Here is a 15,926-nt window from a genome sequence, read left to right on the forward strand (position 1 = left end):
CGGCGCGTCTCGGACCGCTGCGGGTCTACTCCGTACGCAGGCCCTCGGGGCGCATCATGCGCCACAGCGGGGGCAGGCCGGCCAGGGTCACCAGGAGGATGACACCCCCGCCGATGCCGGTCATCGCGCCGAGTCCGGCCCAGTCCACGGCGAATCCCTGATCGACCATCTTCAGCAGCAGGGCGCCCAGCGCCAGTCCGCCCGCGATCGACAGCGCGAGCCCCAGCACCACCGGGACCGCGGTCTGCCACAGGATGGACCAGCTCAGCGTGGTACGCCGGGTGCCGAAGGCGACCAGGACGGACAGCAGCCGTTTGCGGTCCCGCAGTTGCTCCAGGGTGGTCACGATCATGCTGGCCCCGATGAGCAGCAGCGTCCCGGTGGCGCCGATGAACAGGGCGTTGCGGATCGTCTGGAACTCGGACGACTGCGAGGTGCTGGTGAGCTGTATCACGTCCAGCGCCGGGTCGATCTCCGCGCCGGCGTTGCGCACGTGCTCGACGGCATCCGGCACCTTCGGATCCAGCGTGATCATCGCCTGCGCCTGCGGATTCGGCAGGTCCGCGATGGCGAAGGCGCCGGGGGTGGCGAGGAAGCCCCTGGCCGTGGCGCCGGACGGGTCCTCCCGGGGCTGTACCTTCGTGGCCGAGCCGGGGATCGTCCACAGCTTCTTCTTGCCGGGCGAGGGCAGGCCGTCCTCGCGGAAGCTCAGATTGACCTGTGCGCCCGGCTTCACGAAGTCGTCTTCGGGCGCCAGGTAGCTGTCGTCGCCGTCGATGACGAAGACGTCGCCGTCCCGGCAGCTGGTGATGCGGGCCACCTCGCGCAGCGCGGGGCAGTCGGCGACGGTGACGGAGTCGGTCGGGATGTCCGCCGGGTCCTTCTTCTTGCCGCGCGCGTCGGAGACGATGTCCAGGGTGATGCCGAGCACGCTGCCCACGCCCTCGGTCGCGCGGAGCCGCGCGAAGGCGTCGTCGGCCTGGGCCCCGTTGTCCACCTTGGCGTTCACGATCAGCTCTGCGCGGTTCGGGTCCTGGCCGGTCTCCTTGGTGTTCTGGGCCTCCACGCTCGCGAAGAGCATCTGGAGCGCGATGGCCCCGGCGACCGCCACCGTGATGCCGCTGACCGCGCGGGCGGCGGTGCCGCTGCTGAGCTGGAGCCGGCGGGTGGCGAGCTGCCACGGCACCGGGCCCTTGCCGAAGCGCTCCACCACGGCCTCGACCAGCCAGGGCAGCAGCGCGGTGAGGCCGATGAGGAGCAGCACGGCACCGGCCGCGGCCTGGTACGTCTGGAGGTCGCCGCCTGAACTGCCCGCCCCGAAACCGCCCGCGAGAGGCAGCAGCAGCCCGATGCCGAGGACCGGCAGCAGCAGCCGCCACCACAGCCGCCGCCGCTTGGGGGTGGCGTTCCGTACGACGCCGAGCGGCTCGATGGTGATGGCGCGCAGGGCGATGAGCGTGACGACGACGGCCGAGGCGGGCACGATCACCGCGATCGCCACGGCGAGCGGGAGGGCGGGCGTGATGTCGGAGGCGAAGAAGCTGAGGTTCCCCATCGACGCGCCGCTGACGGATTCCCGCAGCAGCAGGAAGAGCGCGGCACCGACGGCGAGCCCGAGGACCGATCCGACGAGCGACTCCCCGGCGGCGATCCGGCGGGTCATATGGGTGTCGGCGCCGACCAGCCGCAGCGCGGCCAGCCTGCGGTCGCGCCGCTCGCCGCCGAAGCGGGCCGCGGTGGCGACGAAGATGAGCACCGGCAGCAGCAGCACCACACAGCCCACGACGACCAGCAGCACCAGCGCGGGGTCCAAGTCGTCCCCGCTGGTGTCCGTGGCACCCCAGCGCTCGAGGCGGTAGTCGGAGATGACGTGGCCGAACTGCTTCTGGGTGATGCCCGCGTAGTAGCGGAGTTCGGCGGGGCCGGACAGCCCGTTGTCGCCGATGACGCCGACGGTGCGGTACGGGAGGCGGTCCCGGAGCAGCTTGCCCTCGTCGGAGTCGAGCAGCTTCTTCAGCGCGGGCGAGACATACATCTCCCCGGCGGCCGGAACGCCGCTGATGCCCGGCGGATGGGGCGGACGGTCGCCGTCGGGCGCCATCACCAGGCCCTGGATGTCGTCGTCGTGGTAGTCGGTGTTCGCCTGGGCGAGGCGGACCGTGCCGGGGCCGGGTTCCGGCTCCTCCCCGAAGCCGTTCGCGGCGATGGCGTTGTTCCGCTCGTTGCGCGCGGAGTCCATGCTGGGCACCGAGGAGGCGAAGAGCAGCAGCGTGACGCCGAGCCCGACACCGACGGCCGTCATGATCGTCCTGGCCCAGCTCTCCCGTCCGCCGCTGACCGCGAACCGGGCACCCATGGCGAGGTCCGCCGCCCAGCGGGCGATGCCGGCGCGGCGCGGCGGCTCGGGGGCCGGGGCCATGGGTTTCACGGCCGTCAGGGTCGCCCCGCCGGTGCGGCCCTCGTCGCGGCCGGTGTGGCCGTCGCCGCTCATCGGATGCCCGCCATGTCCCGCGCCTTGCCGTCGCGCACCACGACCTCGCGGTCGGAGTACGCGGCGACCCGCGCCTCATGGGTGACCAGGACGACGGCGGTACGGGTCTCCCGGGCCGCCTCCGTCAGCAGCTCCATCACCCGCTCGCCGTTGAGGGAGTCCAGCGCACCCGTCGGTTCGTCGGCGAACAGCACCCGCGGCCCGGTGACCAGCGAGCGGGCGACCGCGACGCGCTGTCCCTGACCGCCGGAGACCTCGCCGGGCCGCTTGGCCGCCACATCGGCGACCTCCAGCCGCTCCATCCAGGTCAGCGCCCGGGCTTCGGCCTCCTTGCGCTTGACGCCGTTCAGCCGCAGCGGCAGCGCGACGTTCTCCACGCAGGTCAGCTCGGGGACGAGCTGGCCGAACTGGAAGACGAAGCCGAACTCGCCGCGGCGCAGGCCGCTGCGCTCGGAGTCCGACATGGCGGACAGCTCGCGCCCGCTGTAGTGGACCGCGCCGGAGTCCGGTCGCACGATCCCGGCCAGGCAGTGCAGCAGCGTCGACTTGCCGGAGCCGGAGGGGCCCATGACGGCGACGACCTCGCCGGGGTGGATGGAGAAGTCCGCGCCGTCCAGCGCGGGGGTGGAGCCGTACGACTTGTGCAGGCCGTCGGCTATCAGCAGGGATCCCGCCGGAGTCATGAACGCACCGCCTTGGCGAGTGGGCTGAGGCGGGCCGCGGTGAGCTCAAGCCAGCGCAGATCGGCCTCGAGGTGGAAGAGGGCGTGGTCGCAGATGAGTTGGTCGCTGAGGTCGCCGCCGCGCTTGCGCTGCGTCAGCTCGCGCATCAGCCGCAGATGCTCCGCGCGCTGGACGTCGAGCAGATCGGCGGCGTCGCGCCCGGTGAGCAGCGCGAGGACGACCTTGGTGTAGAGGACCGACTGGAGGTACGGCTCGGGCTTCTCGGGCTGCGCGAGCCAGTGCTCGACGTCGGTGATGCCCGCGTCGGTGATCGCGTAGCGCTTGCGCTCGGGACCGCCCGCGTGCTCGATGCCGTCGACCTCGACGAGGCCGTTCTTCAGGAGCCGGGACATGGTCGAGTAGACCTGCCCGTAGTGCAGCGGGCGGTCGTGCCCGAACTTCTCGTCGAAGGCGCGCTTGAGGTCGTAGCCGTGTCGTGGACCGGACTCCAGAAGCCCGAGCAGGGTATGGCCGATTGACATGCGCGGCACTCTACACGACGCGTATACCTCGTGTGTATAGCTGCGGTGAGTGCTGTGTTCACGCAGGTCAGTGGGCTACTGCGCGGTGCGGCCCCCGGAGTCGCCGTCATCGGCCCCGTCTCCGTCCGCTCCGCCCGTCCCGCGCGGCGGGCGGCCGCGGCGGGGGATCGGGCGGGCGGTGCCGGGCAGCCGGCCCGCGTCCGCCAGGGCCTTGCGCAGCAGGAACTCGATCTGTGCGTTGGCGCTGCGCAGTTCCTCGCCCGCCCAGCGGGCCAGGGCGTCGTAGACCGCCGGGTCGAGCCGCAGCAGCGTCTGCTTGCGCTGCCGCCGCGGCTGCCGGCCGGACGCGCCCTCTTCGTTCTGTTCCGTCACTGGTAGAGCGTGCCGGTGTTGAGGACGGGCTGCGGGGCGCGGTCCCCGCACAGCACCACCATCAGATTGCTGACCATCGCGGCCTTGCGCTCCTCGTCCAGTTCCACGATCTCCTCTTCGGTGATGCGGGCCAGCGCCGCCTCGACCATGCCGACCGCGCCGTCCACGATCTGCCGCCGGGCGGCGACCACCGCGCCCGCCTGCTGCCGCTGGAGCATCGCGGAGGCGATCTCCGGGGCGTACGCGAGATGGGTGAAGCGCGACTCGATGATGCGGACCCCGGCCGCTCCGACCCGGGCGTGCAGCTCGACCGCGAGCTTCTCGGTGATCTCCTCGGCGTTGCCGCGCAGCGACAGGCCGTCCTCGTCATGGGCGTCGTACGGGTACTCGATGGCGATGTGGCGCACGGCCGCCTCGGTCTGGGTGGCGACGAACTCCAGGAAGTCGTCCACCTCGAACATCGCCTGCGCGGTGTCCTCGACCTTCCAGACCACGACGGCGGCCAGCTCGATCGGGTTGCCGTACGCGTCGTTGACCTTGAGTACCGCGGTCTCGTGGTTGCGCACCCGGGTCGAGATCTTCTCCCGGCTGGTCAGCGGGTTCACCCAGCGCAGCCCGTCGGTGCGGATGGTGCCGCGGTAGCGGCCGAAGAGCTGCACGACCCGGGCCTCGCCCGGCGCGACCATGTTCAGCCCGCACATCGTGATGATGGCGGTGAGAATCACCACGATCCCCGCGACGATCAGCGCCGTGGAGCCGGCGCCCTTGTGTTCGGCGGCGACGGCCGCCCCGGCGAGGATCAGCCCGACCCCGGCGGCCAGCCCGATCAGGCCCAGCAGCAGGGCGAGGCCGCCGCTGATGTTCTTCGCGGGACGCTCCCGTACCTGTGGCTCCTGGAATGCCGGTATGTCGGCGGTGGCGGTGGTGGTGTCGGTCATGGGATCCCCGTTTCTCTCCTCGAAGCCGTCTAGCAAAGTGATAACACATTTTGGTTCCTGTGCAACCCTCGGCCGTACTGGTCCGTCAAGTTCCCGTGAGAGACGTGCTCTTTGTCACGTACGGAAAAAGCTTGATCGATGAGTATTTGGCGGTTGATGCGGTGCTAGCTTCATGAGCTGGCTTGGGTGCGGGGGGCGGATGGACTGGAGCGGCGGGAGAGATGGGTAGAGCGGACGAGCGGCGGGCGCGGCAGAAGGGCGCACGCAGGGCCAAGAAGGCCGCCAAGCAGGGGGGTATACGCCGGTTCTTCACCTGGAAGAAGGTGCTGGGCTACTTCGTCGGGCTGGGCGTCCTGGGTGTCGGGGCGTTCGCCATCCTGTACTTCATGGTGAAGGTGCCCCCGGCCAACGCCGCGGCGCAGGCGGAAGCCAACATCTACAAGTACAGCGACGGCTCGATCATGGCGAAGGAGGGCGCGGTCAACCGCGAGTCGGTGCCGCTGTCCAAGGTCCCCAAGAAGGTGCAGCACACCTTCGTCGCCGCCGAGAACAAGGACTTCTACACCGACTCCGGTGTGTCCTTCTCCGGCACCGCGCGCGGTCTGATCAACACCGCCCTCGGCCGGGGCAAGCAGGGTGGCTCGACCATCACGCAGCAGTTCGTCAAGAACTACTACCTCAGCCAGGAGCAGACGGTCAGCCGTAAGCTCAAGGAACTGGTGATCTCCCTCAAGGTGGACCAGGACCAGTCCAAGGACTACATCCTCCAGGGCTACATCAACACCAGCTACTACGGCCGCGGCGCCTACGGCATCCAGGCCGCCGCCCGCGCGTACTACAACAAGGACGTCGAGAAGCTGACGGTCGCGCAGGGCGCCTATCTCGCGGCCCTGCTCCAGGCCCCCAGTCAGTACGACTATGCGACGGCGGGCCCCATCGGCAAGAAGCTGGTCGTGGCCCGCTGGAACTACATCCTCAACAACATGGTCGAGAAGGACTGGCTGTCCAAGAGCGAGCGTGACGGGCTGAAGTTCGAAAAGCCCATCGCGCCCCGCCCCATCGCCGGGCTCGACGGCCAGACCGGCTACTTCATCAAGGCCGCCAAGGAGGAACTCTTCAAGGCCGGAGTGAGTGAGAACGAGTTCGCGGCCGGGGGCTGGACGGTTACCCTCAACGCCGACAAGAAGAAGCAGAAGATGCTGGAGAAGGCTGTCAAGACCGAGCTGACCGACAAGCTGGACCCGAAGAAGCGCCAGGTCGACAAGGACGCCCAGGTCGGCGCGATCTCGGTGGACCCCAAGACCGGCGGCATCGTGGCGATGTACGGCGGCGCCGGTGCGACCAAACATTTCTTCAACAACGCCATCCGCTCGGACTACCAGCCGGCCTCCACCTTCAAGCCGCTCATCCTGGCCTCGGCCTACGAGAACGGATCGACGACGCAGAACGGCTCGCCCATCACCTCGCGCACCCTCTACGACGGCACGAGCAGGCGGCCGGTCAAGGGCAGCGACACCGCCTTCGCCCCGCCGAACGAGGACAACAAGTCCTACGGCTCGATCAACGTCCAGAAGGCGATGAACAAGTCGGTCAACTCCGTCTTCGCGCAGATGGCGGTGGATGTGGGCCTGAGCAAGGTCAAGAACACCGCCATGGACCTCGGCATGGTCGGCGACGTGAAGAACGGCTTCGACGTGCGCCCCGCGATGTCGCTGGGCGTGATGGGCGCCAGCCCCAAGGAGATGGCCGGGGTCTACGCGACCCTCGACAACCACGGCAAGAAGGTCACCCCGGCGTTCGTGAAGTCGGCCGAGAAGGGCGAGGACCAGCAGGCCGACCTGCCGGACCCGACCAACGGCCAGGCGATCAGCCGCGGCGCTGCCGACTCCGTCACCCAGGTGCTGACCGGCGTGGTCGACGACGGCACCGGCCAGGCCGTGCGCACCAAGGGCCAGGAGATGGCGGGCAAGACCGGTACCTCGGACGACAACAAGTCCGCCTGGTTCACCGGCTACACCCCCGACCTGGTCACCTCGGTCGGCATGTTCGGCGAGAGGGCGGGCAAGGGCACGCAGGTCTCGCTCAAGGGCACGGCCGGCGGCGGCCGGGTCAACGGTGGTGACTTCCCGGCCAGGATCTGGTCCGCGTACATGGGCAGCACCCTGGGCGACAAGTCGACCACGAAGTTCGACCTGGACACCGAGCTGAACAACGTCGCGCCGACGACGCCGTCCGAGACGGAGTCCGAGGAAGCGCCGACCACATCGGCCCCGCCCACGGAGAGCGAGAGCCCGACCCCGAGCAAGAGCCCGACCCCGGACGACTCGCCCACCGCCCCGACGACGCCGTCGACCCCGTCGACCCCGCCGTCCACGCCGCCGTCCTCGCCGACCCTCAGCCCGCCGGCCACCCTGCCGGGCAATGAGGACGGCGGTGGCGACACCGGGCAGAGCCTGGGCTGACCGTCCCGGCCCCGGCCTTCGGGCACCGGCCGATCCTCCTGAGCCGCCCGGCACCTTCCGTGCCGGGCGGCTCAGTCCGGCATGGCCAGTTCGAACCAGACGACCTTGCCCGTGGACAGCCGGGTCGCGCCCCAGCGCCGGGCCATCCGGTTGACCAGGTACAGCCCGCGGCCGCCCTCGTCGGAGGGCCGGGCCTGGCGCAGCCGCGGCAGCTGCGGCACGTCGTCGCCGACCTCGCAGCGCAGCACGTCGGTGCGGAGCAGCCGCAGCGTGATGGGCCGCTCCGCGTACCGTACGGCGTTGGTGACCACCTCGCTGACCAGCAGCTCCACCGCGTCCGTCAGATCCTCCAGGTCCCAGCGGGCCAGCGCCCGGCGGGCCAGGCGGCGGGCCTGCCCGGCGGTCTGGGCCTTCGGGTCCAGGAACCAGTACGCGACGTCGCTGGGCGCGATGCCCTCGAAGCGGGCCGCGAGGAGCGCCACGTCGTCGTCGCGGTCGCCGGGTCCGAGCATGTCCAGCACCTCGTCGCACAGCGGCTCCAGCGGCGGCGGGTTGGGGCCGGTGAGCCGGGCGGTGGCGGTCAGCCGCTCGCGCAGCTGCTCGATGCCGGTCCACACGTCGCGCATCCGCGACTCGACTAGGCCGTCCGTGTAGAGCATGAGGGTGGCCCCGGCGGGCGCGTCCAGCTCGACCGCCTCGAAGTCGACGCCGCCGACCCCGATCGGCGCCCCCGGCGGCACCCGCAGCACCTCGGCGCGGCCCCCGCGGTGCAGCAGGAGCGGCGGCGGGTGGCCGGCGTTGGCGACCACGATGCGGTGCGCGACGGGGTCGTAGACCGCGTACAGGCAGGTGGCCATGCGGTCGGTGCCGAGCCGCTGGGCCTGCTCGTCGAGGTGGTGCAGCACCTCCTGCGGCGGCAGGTCGAGCCCGGCCAGGGTCTGGGCGGTCGTGCGCAGCTGGCCCATGATCGCGGCCGAGGTCATGGAGTGGCCCATGACGTCGCCGACCACCAGCGCCACCCGGTTGCCGGGCAGCGGGATCGCGTCGTACCAGTCGCCGCCGACCCGCGCGGTCTCGGCCGCGGGCAGATAGCGGCTGGCCAGCCGGACGCCGGTGGGCTGGGGCAGGGAGTCGGGCAGCATGGTGCGCTGCAGCTCGTCCGCGATGTAGACCTCGCGCCCGTACAGCACCGCCTTGTCGACGCCGAGCGCGGTGTGGGTGGCGAGCTGGGCGGCGACCAGCAGATCGTCCGGTTCGAACGACGGCCGGTCCGGGCGGCGTACGAAGACGGCCGCGCCGATCACCCGGCGGCGCCCGCGGAGCGGGGCCAGTATGGTGCGCTGACCGGTCGCCACCGACGGTCCTTCGCCGAGGAGTTCGGGCAGCGCGGCGCGGGCGGCCTGCGAGTCGCCGAACACCGGCCGCACCCCGCGCAGCACCTCGGCCAGCGGGCCGCCCGCCTCCACCTCGCACAGCTCGGCGGCGGGTCCGCCGCCCACGGCAGGCGCCAGGTCGGGCTGCGAGGACATCAGCGGCAGCCGTCCGCTCTCGGTGTCCGGGTCCTGCGGGATCCGGTCGGTACGGCGCAGCCGCAGCACCACCGGGCCGACCGGGCGCTCGTCGCCGACCGGCAGCGGGTCGCGCAGATAGACCAGGATCGCGTCGGCGAAGGTGGGCACGGTGGCCCGGCACAGGCCGAGCACGATCTCGTCGAGGTCGATGCCGCGCGCGATGCGCCGCGTCGCCGCCCCGACGAACCGCAGCCGGTCCCCGCTCCGGTCCCGCACGGCGGTGCCGTCGGCGCCGGGCGCGTTCGCGGGCGGCACGGCGGGCATTCCGCCCTCGGGGGTGGTGTACCCGACCTCTCCGGCGGCGGCGACCTCGCCCGCCGAGGTGGCCGCGCCGGGCCGCGCCGGGGCCGGGTGTTCGCCCGCTGTGGTGCTGGGGGCGTCGTCCCGGGTCCCGGGTCGGCGCGCCGCGCCTCTGGCGGCATTGCGGTCCGCGTCCCACACAGGCTCGCCCTCCGGTGTGCCGTGCTCCGGCTGCTCGCTCTGCGCCGAGCTGCGGGCTCTCGTCCCTCCGCCGGCGCGCTTGGTCCCTCCGCCGCCGCCACGGCGCCCGGGCCGCGGCCGGGCGTCCCCCTCGGCCGGGGTGCCGTCCGGCTCGGGGGCCGGGGCGCCGCCGGAGCCCGGGGCGGCCGCCGGGCCGTCCGCGGGGAAGGCGGGACGCGGCCGGCCACCGCCCGGCTCCTGGCCGGGGGCGGCCGTCTGCCGCACGGCGGTCCGCGGGTCCGGGACCGCGCCGTGCGTGTCCTCGGGCGCGCCCGAGGCGGCGGCAGGGGTGGCGGCCTGTCGCCTGTTGTGGGAGGTGGGGTGCTCCGTCACGCGTGGGTTTCCATCCGTCCGGGGCCGTGCGCCCGCGTCTCGTCGGGGGCGCACCGAGTGTCAGGCACGTCGTCGGCAGTTCAGATAGAGCTGGATCTCGGGTGGTACGTCCGTGCTGGCCGGGGCGTACGCGTGCGAGTCCTCCCCGGTGATCTCGAAGCCCGCATCCGTCACGACCTGTCGAAGTTCTTCCCGCAGATAACCGGATACCCGGACCGAGTTGCCGAGGAACGGGATGGCGAAGTCGTCGACGTCCGCCTCCACCATGCCCAGGCCCAGCAGCCCGCCGGGTCTCAGGTTGGCGTGCAGGGCGCGCAGCGCGTACGGGATCTCCGGGCGGGGCAGCAGCAGCAGCGAGAAGTACACGGCGATGCCGTCGAAGGGGCCGAGCTCCCGGGAGCCCCCGGGGCCGTACCGGCCGCCGACTCTCAGGTCGACGATGTCGAGCTGGTGGAATTCGGCGTCCGGCACGTTGTCCCGGGCCAGCTTCAGCATCCCGGGGGAGATGTCGATGCCCGTCACCCGGTGTCCGGCGTCGGTCAGCTGACGGGCCGTGGGCAGCCCCGTACCGCAGCCGACGTCGAGCACACGGGACCCGGGCGGCAGCGTGTCGGCCAGCCATTGACCGGCCGCGACCTGGCCTTCCTTGTGGGGGAAGGCCTCGTCGTAGCGGTCTCCTATGGCGTCGAACGCCTCCGCCTGACCGCTGCGGTCGAGCGCCAGGCGGTCGAAGTCCTCGTAGCCCGTATACCCGTCGCCGTAGTCGTCCTCACCGCTCACGACTCCCGCCCCTCCTGTGACATTGCGTCAGATCATGCGCATCGTCCGTGAGTTGCGCCTATGTCTTGTTTCCCGCATGTGCAGTGTTCCGGACGACGATCCTACGTTTGAAACATGGGGACACAGCAAGAGGTTCAGGACCTCGAGTGCGCCGACGTACGCCCCCTGTCGATACGGTCCCAGTCCGCCGGGAGGACGGGGACCGTCCACGACGGGTCCGGACGCCACTCCTCCCACCCCTCCCGGAACGGAGCGTCCCAGGCGTCGATGAGCCGCACGGCGCCCCGGCCCGCCGCGCGTACCCGCTCGGCCTGCTCACCGGGCATCAGGCCGGCCCGCTGTGCCTGCGCGAACTCGTCCTCGTCCTTCCATTCCCAGCTGCGGTCCGGGTAGACCGCGATGTCCAGGAAGTGGTCCTCGGAGTCCACCCCGCCGCTCCAGCGGGCCAGCGGCTCCTCCAGGTTCACGTACCAGTTCTTGAACCGCCAGTCGCGCTCCCAGAACAGCCACACCGACCAGGGCTCACCGGGCCTGGCCAGCTTGAGCACCCCGGTGCCGAACCACTGGGACAGCGCGGTCGTGCGCGGCTTGGTGTAGCGCGTGGACAGCGGCTCGCGGTGCACCTGCGTACCGTCGGCGAGCTGCGGCTTGACGCACGCCGTGCCGGGTGCCAGCCAGACGGCCAGCAGGTCCGGGGTGTCCCGGACGACGGTCACGGGACGGCAGATGTGGATGGCGTCGGAGGCGTTGGCGCGATAACGCCAGAGGATGTGATCCCCTGGCGCCCATCTGGCGCCGCCCGCCATGCCCGTCGTCTCCACGATGTCCGCTGTCATGAGCAGATCTTAGGTGCGACGGGGCCGCCGTGCCGTGACCTATGCCGCACAGGCCGTATAACAAGGGCTTACGGATGCGTCATCCGTAGCACGTCCAGCGCCTCGTCCAGCTGCTCCCGGGTCAGCAGACCGCGCTCCACATAGCCCGACTCCAGCACCACCTCGCGGATGGTCTTCCGCTCGGCGAGGGACTTCTTGGCGACCTTCGCCGCCTCCTCGTAGCCGATGTAGCGGTTGAGCGGGGTGACGACGGAGGGGGAGGACTCCGCGTACTCCCGGGCCCGCTCCGCGTCGGCGGTGATCCCGTCGATGGTGCGGTCGGCCAGCAGCCGGGAGGCGCTGGTCAGCAGGCGGATCGACTCCAGCAGGTTCTTGGCGATCACCGGGAGCATCACGTTCAGCTCGAAGTTCCCGGCGGCCCCGGCCGTGGCGACGGTCGTGTCGTTGCCGGTGACCTGGGCCGCGACCATCAGGACGGCCTCGGGGATCACCGGGTTGACCTTTCCCGGCATGATCGACGAACCGGGCTGGAGATCGGGCAGCGCGATCTCGGCGAGCCCGGTGCGCGGGCCGGACGCCATCCAGCGCAGATCGTTGGCGATCTTGGTGAGGCCGACCGCGATGGTCCGCAGCTGACCGGACGTCTCCACCAGCCCGTCCCGGGCGCCCTGCGCCTCGAAGTGGTTGCGGGCCTCGGCCAGCGGCAGCCCGGTGGCCCGGGCCAGCTCGGCGATGACCGCGGCCGGGAAGCCGGGCGGGGTGTTGATGCCGGTGCCCACGGCGGTGCCGCCCAGCGGCAGTTCCGCCAGCCGGGGGAGCGCGGCGCGCAGCCGCTCCACCCCGTACCGCACCTGCGCCGCGTAGCCGCCGAACTCCTGGCCCAGCGTCACCGGCGTGGCGTCCATCAGATGGGTGCGCCCCGCCTTGACCACCTCGGCGAACTCGTCCGCCTTGCGCTCCAGCGCCTCGGCCAGATGGTCGAGCGCCGGGATGAGGTCGGCGGTGACGGCGGCGGTGGCGGCGACGTGGATGGAGGACGGGAAGACGTCATTGGAGGACTGGCTCGCGTTCACATGGTCGTTGGGGTGCACCGGGCGGCCCAGCCGCTCGCCCGCGAGCGTGGCCAGCACCTCGTTGGTGTTCATGTTGGACGAGGTGCCGGAGCCGGTCTGGAACACGTCCACCGGGAAGTGGTCGTCCCAGCGGCCCTCGGCGACCTCCGCGGCCGCCTCCGCGATCGCCGCCGCCATGTCCTTCTCCACCACGCCCAGCTCGGCGTTGACCAGCGCCGCCGCGGCCTTGATCCGGGCCAGCGCCTCGATGTGCGCCCGCTCCAGGCGCTGCCCGCTGACGGGGAAGTTCTCCACCGCACGCTGGGTCTGCGCGCGCCACTTGGCGTGGGCGGGCACCCGCACCTCACCCATGGAGTCGTGCTCGATCCGGTAGCTCTCTTCGGTCATCAGGACACCTCCGTTCAGGACAGCGTCGTCCTGCCACGCCGTCTTCCCGCCCCGCCGGGGGCGGAGCGGTGAGGTGGGTCACCGTACGGCCTCCGGGGTGCGCGGGGCCTCCACCTCACCGGTGCGCTTGAGCTTCTGCCAGGGCAGCAGGGCGCCGGTGGCCGCCGTCGCGCACGCGTGCAGCAGCACCAGGTACATCAGCTGGCGGTAGACGATCTGCTGAAGCGGCAGCACGGCCAGCGCCCGGTACCGCTCGCCGTCCAGCCGGAAGGCGTACGCCGCGCCCAGCAGCTGCGCCAGCAGCAGCGCGCCCCATGCCGCGAGCGACCGCACCGGGTCCACCAAGACCACCCCGTACAGCGTGAACACGTCGATCAGCGGCGCGAACAGCGGCGTGACGATCTGGAACAGCACCACCAGCGGCATCCCCACCCGGCCGAACCGCCCCGAGGGCCCCCGGTCGATCAGCGAGCGGCGGTGCTTCCACAGCGCCTGCATGGTGCCGTAGCTCCAGCGGTAGCGCTGCTTCCACAGCTGGCCCAGGGTGCCCGGCGCCTCGGTCCAGGCGCGGGCGTGCTCCTGGTACACCACCCGCCAGCCGGCCCGGTGCAGCGCGATGGTGATGTCGGTGTCCTCGGCCAGGGTGTCGGCGCTCATGCCCCCGGCGTCCAGCAGCGCGCTGCGGCGGAAGGCGCCGATCGCACCGGGGATGGTCGGCATGCAGCGCAGCAGGTCGTACATCCGCCGGTCGAGATTGAAGCCCATCACGTACTCGATGTGCTGCCAGGCGCCGATCAGCCGGCCCCGGTTGCCGACCTTGGCGTTGCCCGCGACCGCGCCGACCCGGGGGTCGGCGAAGGGGCGGACCAGCTCGCGGACGGTGGTGGGCTCGAAGACGGTGTCGCCGTCCATCATCACGATCAGCTCGTGGCGGGCGTTGGCGATGCCGTTGTTCAGCGCGGCGGGCTTGCCCGCGTTCGGCTGGCGCAGCACCCGCACGTGTCGCAGCCCCAGCGCCTCCACGATGTCCGCCGTGCCGTCGGTCGAGCCGTCGTCCACCACCAGGATCTCGATCGGGTGGGTGGAGGCGGCCAGCGAGCGCAGGGTGTGGGCGATGCACTCCTTCTCGTTGTACGCGGGCACGACGACGCTCACCGGATCGTGCACCTCCTGCACCAGGGTGTAGCGGCGCCGGGCCCGGGAGCGGCGGTGCCACCAGGCCAGCCCCAGCATCAGCAGCAGCCGCCCGAACACCGCGAGGCCGACGACCCCCAGCATCGCGATGAGCACGGGCAGCGCGTACCGGGTGGCCAGCGCGGCCCAGATCAGTGCCCGGCCCTCCCACACCCGGACGGCGGGGGCCGGGTGGTTGGCGCTCCCCGCGCCGAGCGCGCCGGTGATGGTGGTGAAGGAGTAGCCGCGCTCCGCCATCCGGTGGATGTAGCGCTCCAGGGCCTTCACGGTCCGCGAGCGGTTGCCGCCCGCGTCGTGGAAGAGCACGGACGCGCCCTTCGTCCCACGGGGGGTGGCGTTCTGGACGATCTCCTTGACCGGCGGTCGCCGCCAGTCCTCGCTGTCGGCGTCCACGAACGCGCTGACGTAGCCCTTGGCGCCCGCGTGCCGCTGCACCGGCCAGGTGCGGTCGTCGAGCGCGGAGACCTCCGAGGCGTACGGCGCCCGGAACAGCGAACTGGTGATACCCGCCGCGCCCGCCAGCGCCAGCTGCGACTGGGCCAGTTCGCGGTCCATCCGCCGCTTGTCCTGGTAGGACAGGTCGACATGGGAGAAGGTGTGCACGCCGATCTCATGTCCGGCGGCCACCATCCGGCGCACCAGCCCGGGATGGCGGATCACCATCTGGCCGAGCACGAAGAACGTCCCCGGTACGCGGTGCTTGCGCAGCACGGCGAGGATTTCCGGGGTCCAGCGCGGGTCCGGGCCGTCGTCGAAGGTCAGCGCGATGGTCCTGGCGGGGATGGAGTGCTCGGTCGCCCTCCCCTTCCGGTCGAAGGTGATGACCGGCCCGCCCTTGCGCAGCTGCTCGGGGACGCTGCGGTACGCATGCGAGGCGTGCACCCGGGCGTCGTTGCCGATCTCGGCGTGCAGATAGCCGTCCAGCAGCAGGGCGCAGACCAGCGCGAGCAGCGTGGCCGACGCGAGGACCATCCGGGTGCGGGTGCGGGTGCGGGTGCGCAGCCGAAGGCGCCCTCGGATGCGCCCTCGGATGCGCGATGTCCGGTGCTCGGGTGAGGTGTTGCCGGGTCTGCGGCCGCGCGGTCCCGGCAGCTTCAGCGGTCTGCCGCCGCTCACGACACCCCGCCACGGAACGGCGTGAGCGACTGCCAGTCGAACCCGCCCGGCGTGGTCGACCCCCACACCGGCGTCCCGGGCTTGACGGCCGGGGGCTTTCTCGCCGGACCGGGCGCCGGGTCCGCCTGCCTCCGGTGCGGCTTGTGGGGCGCCGGACGCGCAGGTGACGAGGTGGGCTTGTGCTGCCGCGCATGGCCCGGCCGGTGGACCTGGGACCGCTGATGCCGCGGGGCGCGGTGCGGCCGGGACGGCGCGGGGCGCGCGAGCGCGGTGGGCCTCCGGGCGCTCGCGGGGCGTACGTCCCCCCGGGCGTACGGCCGGGGGCGGTCCGGGCCGCCCCCGCGGTACCGGCCCTCCGACGGGTGCTCATGCCCGCCGGAACGTCCGCCGGAATGCCCTTCCACGGCGCTCTTCGGCTCCCGCCCGAACGCCTCGGTGGTGACGGGGTGACCCGGGATCAGTGTCTCGGGAGCGATGGCCGTACCACCCGCGAAACCCATTCCGAGGACAGCCGAATAGCCGAAGCAGACGGCCCCCGCGAGCGCGCCCGCGTGCCGCACCAGTCGGCCGCGGCGCCCGGACAGGTCCACGAACACGGGGCCCTTCCTGGCCACGTCGGAGCGGACGGGACGCGAGGACGCACGCTCGGCCACATCTGACTGAGGATCCATGCGGCAGAGGCTAGACCA

General features: G+C 71.9%; 12 protein-coding genes. 1 reads left to right on the forward strand and 11 read right to left on the reverse strand.

What is annotated here, in order from left to right; genetic code table 11:
• Positions 1 to 25: 25 nt before the first annotated feature.
• The 5 genes from ACH4SI_RS09115 to ACH4SI_RS09135 form a co-directional block, all read right to left on the reverse strand.
• Complete coding sequence (locus ACH4SI_RS09115) at positions 26 to 2,491, reverse strand: ABC transporter permease (protein WP_398294338.1); 2,466 nt, start codon at positions 2,489 to 2,491, stop codon at positions 26 to 28.
• Positions 2,488 to 3,174, reverse strand: coding sequence for an ABC transporter ATP-binding protein (locus ACH4SI_RS09120; protein WP_398294340.1), 687 nt, complete (start codon positions 3,172 to 3,174; stop codon positions 2,488 to 2,490). Before ACH4SI_RS09120 ends, ACH4SI_RS09115 begins: the two co-directional genes overlap by 4 nt.
• Positions 3,171 to 3,695, reverse strand: a complete 525-nt coding sequence (locus ACH4SI_RS09125) for a PadR family transcriptional regulator (protein ID WP_398294342.1) — start codon at positions 3,693 to 3,695, stop codon at positions 3,171 to 3,173. The genes ACH4SI_RS09120 and ACH4SI_RS09125 overlap by 4 nt, the downstream gene beginning before the upstream one ends.
• Positions 3,696 to 3,770: 75 nt before the next feature.
• On the reverse strand, positions 3,771 to 4,067 hold the full coding sequence (locus ACH4SI_RS09130; protein ID WP_398294344.1) for a hypothetical protein: 297 nt from the start codon (positions 4,065 to 4,067) through the stop codon (positions 3,771 to 3,773).
• On the reverse strand, positions 4,064 to 5,005 hold the full coding sequence (locus ACH4SI_RS09135; protein WP_398294346.1) for an SPFH domain-containing protein: 942 nt from the start codon (positions 5,003 to 5,005) through the stop codon (positions 4,064 to 4,066). Before ACH4SI_RS09135 ends, ACH4SI_RS09130 begins: the two co-directional genes overlap by 4 nt.
• A 221-nt stretch (positions 5,006 to 5,226) precedes the next feature.
• On the opposite strand from ACH4SI_RS09135, the gene ACH4SI_RS09140 reads away from it, so the two are divergent.
• Complete coding sequence (locus ACH4SI_RS09140) at positions 5,227 to 7,467, forward strand: transglycosylase domain-containing protein (protein WP_398294348.1); 2,241 nt, start codon at positions 5,227 to 5,229, stop codon at positions 7,465 to 7,467.
• A 71-nt stretch (positions 7,468 to 7,538) separates the two neighbouring features.
• Here the strand turns inward: ACH4SI_RS09140 and ACH4SI_RS09145 are convergent, their stop codons facing one another.
• The 6 genes from ACH4SI_RS09145 to ACH4SI_RS09170 all read right to left on the reverse strand — a co-directional run bounded on the left by ACH4SI_RS09145 (position 7,539) and on the right by ACH4SI_RS09170 (position 15,908).
• Positions 7,539 to 9,851: a SpoIIE family protein phosphatase gene (locus ACH4SI_RS09145; RefSeq protein WP_398294350.1), complete on the reverse strand. Its 2,313-nt coding sequence runs from the start codon at positions 9,849 to 9,851 to the stop codon at positions 7,539 to 7,541.
• A 60-nt stretch (positions 9,852 to 9,911) separates the two neighbouring features.
• Positions 9,912 to 10,631 (reverse strand): class I SAM-dependent methyltransferase, encoded by a 720-nt coding sequence (locus tag ACH4SI_RS09150; RefSeq protein ID WP_398294352.1) that lies wholly within the window; start codon positions 10,629 to 10,631, stop codon positions 9,912 to 9,914.
• Positions 10,632 to 10,765: 134 nt separating this feature from the next.
• Positions 10,766 to 11,467 (reverse strand): DUF402 domain-containing protein, encoded by a 702-nt coding sequence (locus ACH4SI_RS09155; RefSeq protein ID WP_398294354.1) that lies wholly within the window; start codon positions 11,465 to 11,467, stop codon positions 10,766 to 10,768.
• A 68-nt stretch (positions 11,468 to 11,535) separates the two neighbouring features.
• Positions 11,536 to 12,927: a class II fumarate hydratase gene (locus ACH4SI_RS09160; RefSeq protein ID WP_398294356.1), complete on the reverse strand. Its 1,392-nt coding sequence runs from the start codon at positions 12,925 to 12,927 to the stop codon at positions 11,536 to 11,538.
• A gap of 78 nt (positions 12,928 to 13,005) precedes the next feature.
• Complete coding sequence (locus tag ACH4SI_RS09165) at positions 13,006 to 15,237, reverse strand: bifunctional polysaccharide deacetylase/glycosyltransferase family 2 protein (RefSeq protein WP_398294358.1); 2,232 nt, start codon at positions 15,235 to 15,237, stop codon at positions 13,006 to 13,008.
• Positions 15,234 to 15,908, reverse strand: coding sequence for a hypothetical protein (locus ACH4SI_RS09170; RefSeq protein ID WP_398294360.1), 675 nt, complete (start codon positions 15,906 to 15,908; stop codon positions 15,234 to 15,236). Before ACH4SI_RS09170 ends, ACH4SI_RS09165 begins: the two co-directional genes overlap by 4 nt.
• Positions 15,909 to 15,926: the final 18 nt, after the last annotated feature.

The sequence above is a fragment of the Streptomyces sp. NPDC021212 genome (genome assembly GCF_044332925.1).
Classification (GTDB): domain Bacteria; phylum Actinomycetota; class Actinomycetes; order Streptomycetales; family Streptomycetaceae; genus Streptomyces.

What these genes read in the sequence shown, in the direction of transcription:
- ACH4SI_RS09115 (WP_398294338.1), bottom strand. Translation starts at nt 2,491, where the DNA reads ATGAGCGGCGACGGCCACACCGGCCGCGACGAGGGCCGCACCGGCGGG.
- ACH4SI_RS09120 (WP_398294340.1), bottom strand. Translation starts at nt 3,174, where the DNA reads ATGACTCCGGCGGGATCCCTGCTGATAGCCGACGGCCTGCACAAGTCG.
- ACH4SI_RS09125 (WP_398294342.1), bottom strand. Translation starts at nt 3,695, where the DNA reads ATGTCAATCGGCCATACCCTGCTCGGGCTTCTGGAGTCCGGTCCACGA.
- ACH4SI_RS09135 (WP_398294346.1), bottom strand. Translation starts at nt 5,005, where the DNA reads ATGACCGACACCACCACCGCCACCGCCGACATACCGGCATTCCAGGAG.
- ACH4SI_RS09140 (WP_398294348.1), top strand. Translation starts at nt 5,227, where the DNA reads ATGGGTAGAGCGGACGAGCGGCGGGCGCGGCAGAAGGGCGCACGCAGG.
- ACH4SI_RS09155 (WP_398294354.1), bottom strand. Translation starts at nt 11,467, where the DNA reads ATGACAGCGGACATCGTGGAGACGACGGGCATGGCGGGCGGCGCCAGA.
- ACH4SI_RS09160 (WP_398294356.1), bottom strand. Translation starts at nt 12,927, where the DNA reads ATGACCGAAGAGAGCTACCGGATCGAGCACGACTCCATGGGTGAGGTG.
- ACH4SI_RS09170 (WP_398294360.1), bottom strand. Translation starts at nt 15,908, where the DNA reads ATGGATCCTCAGTCAGATGTGGCCGAGCGTGCGTCCTCGCGTCCCGTC.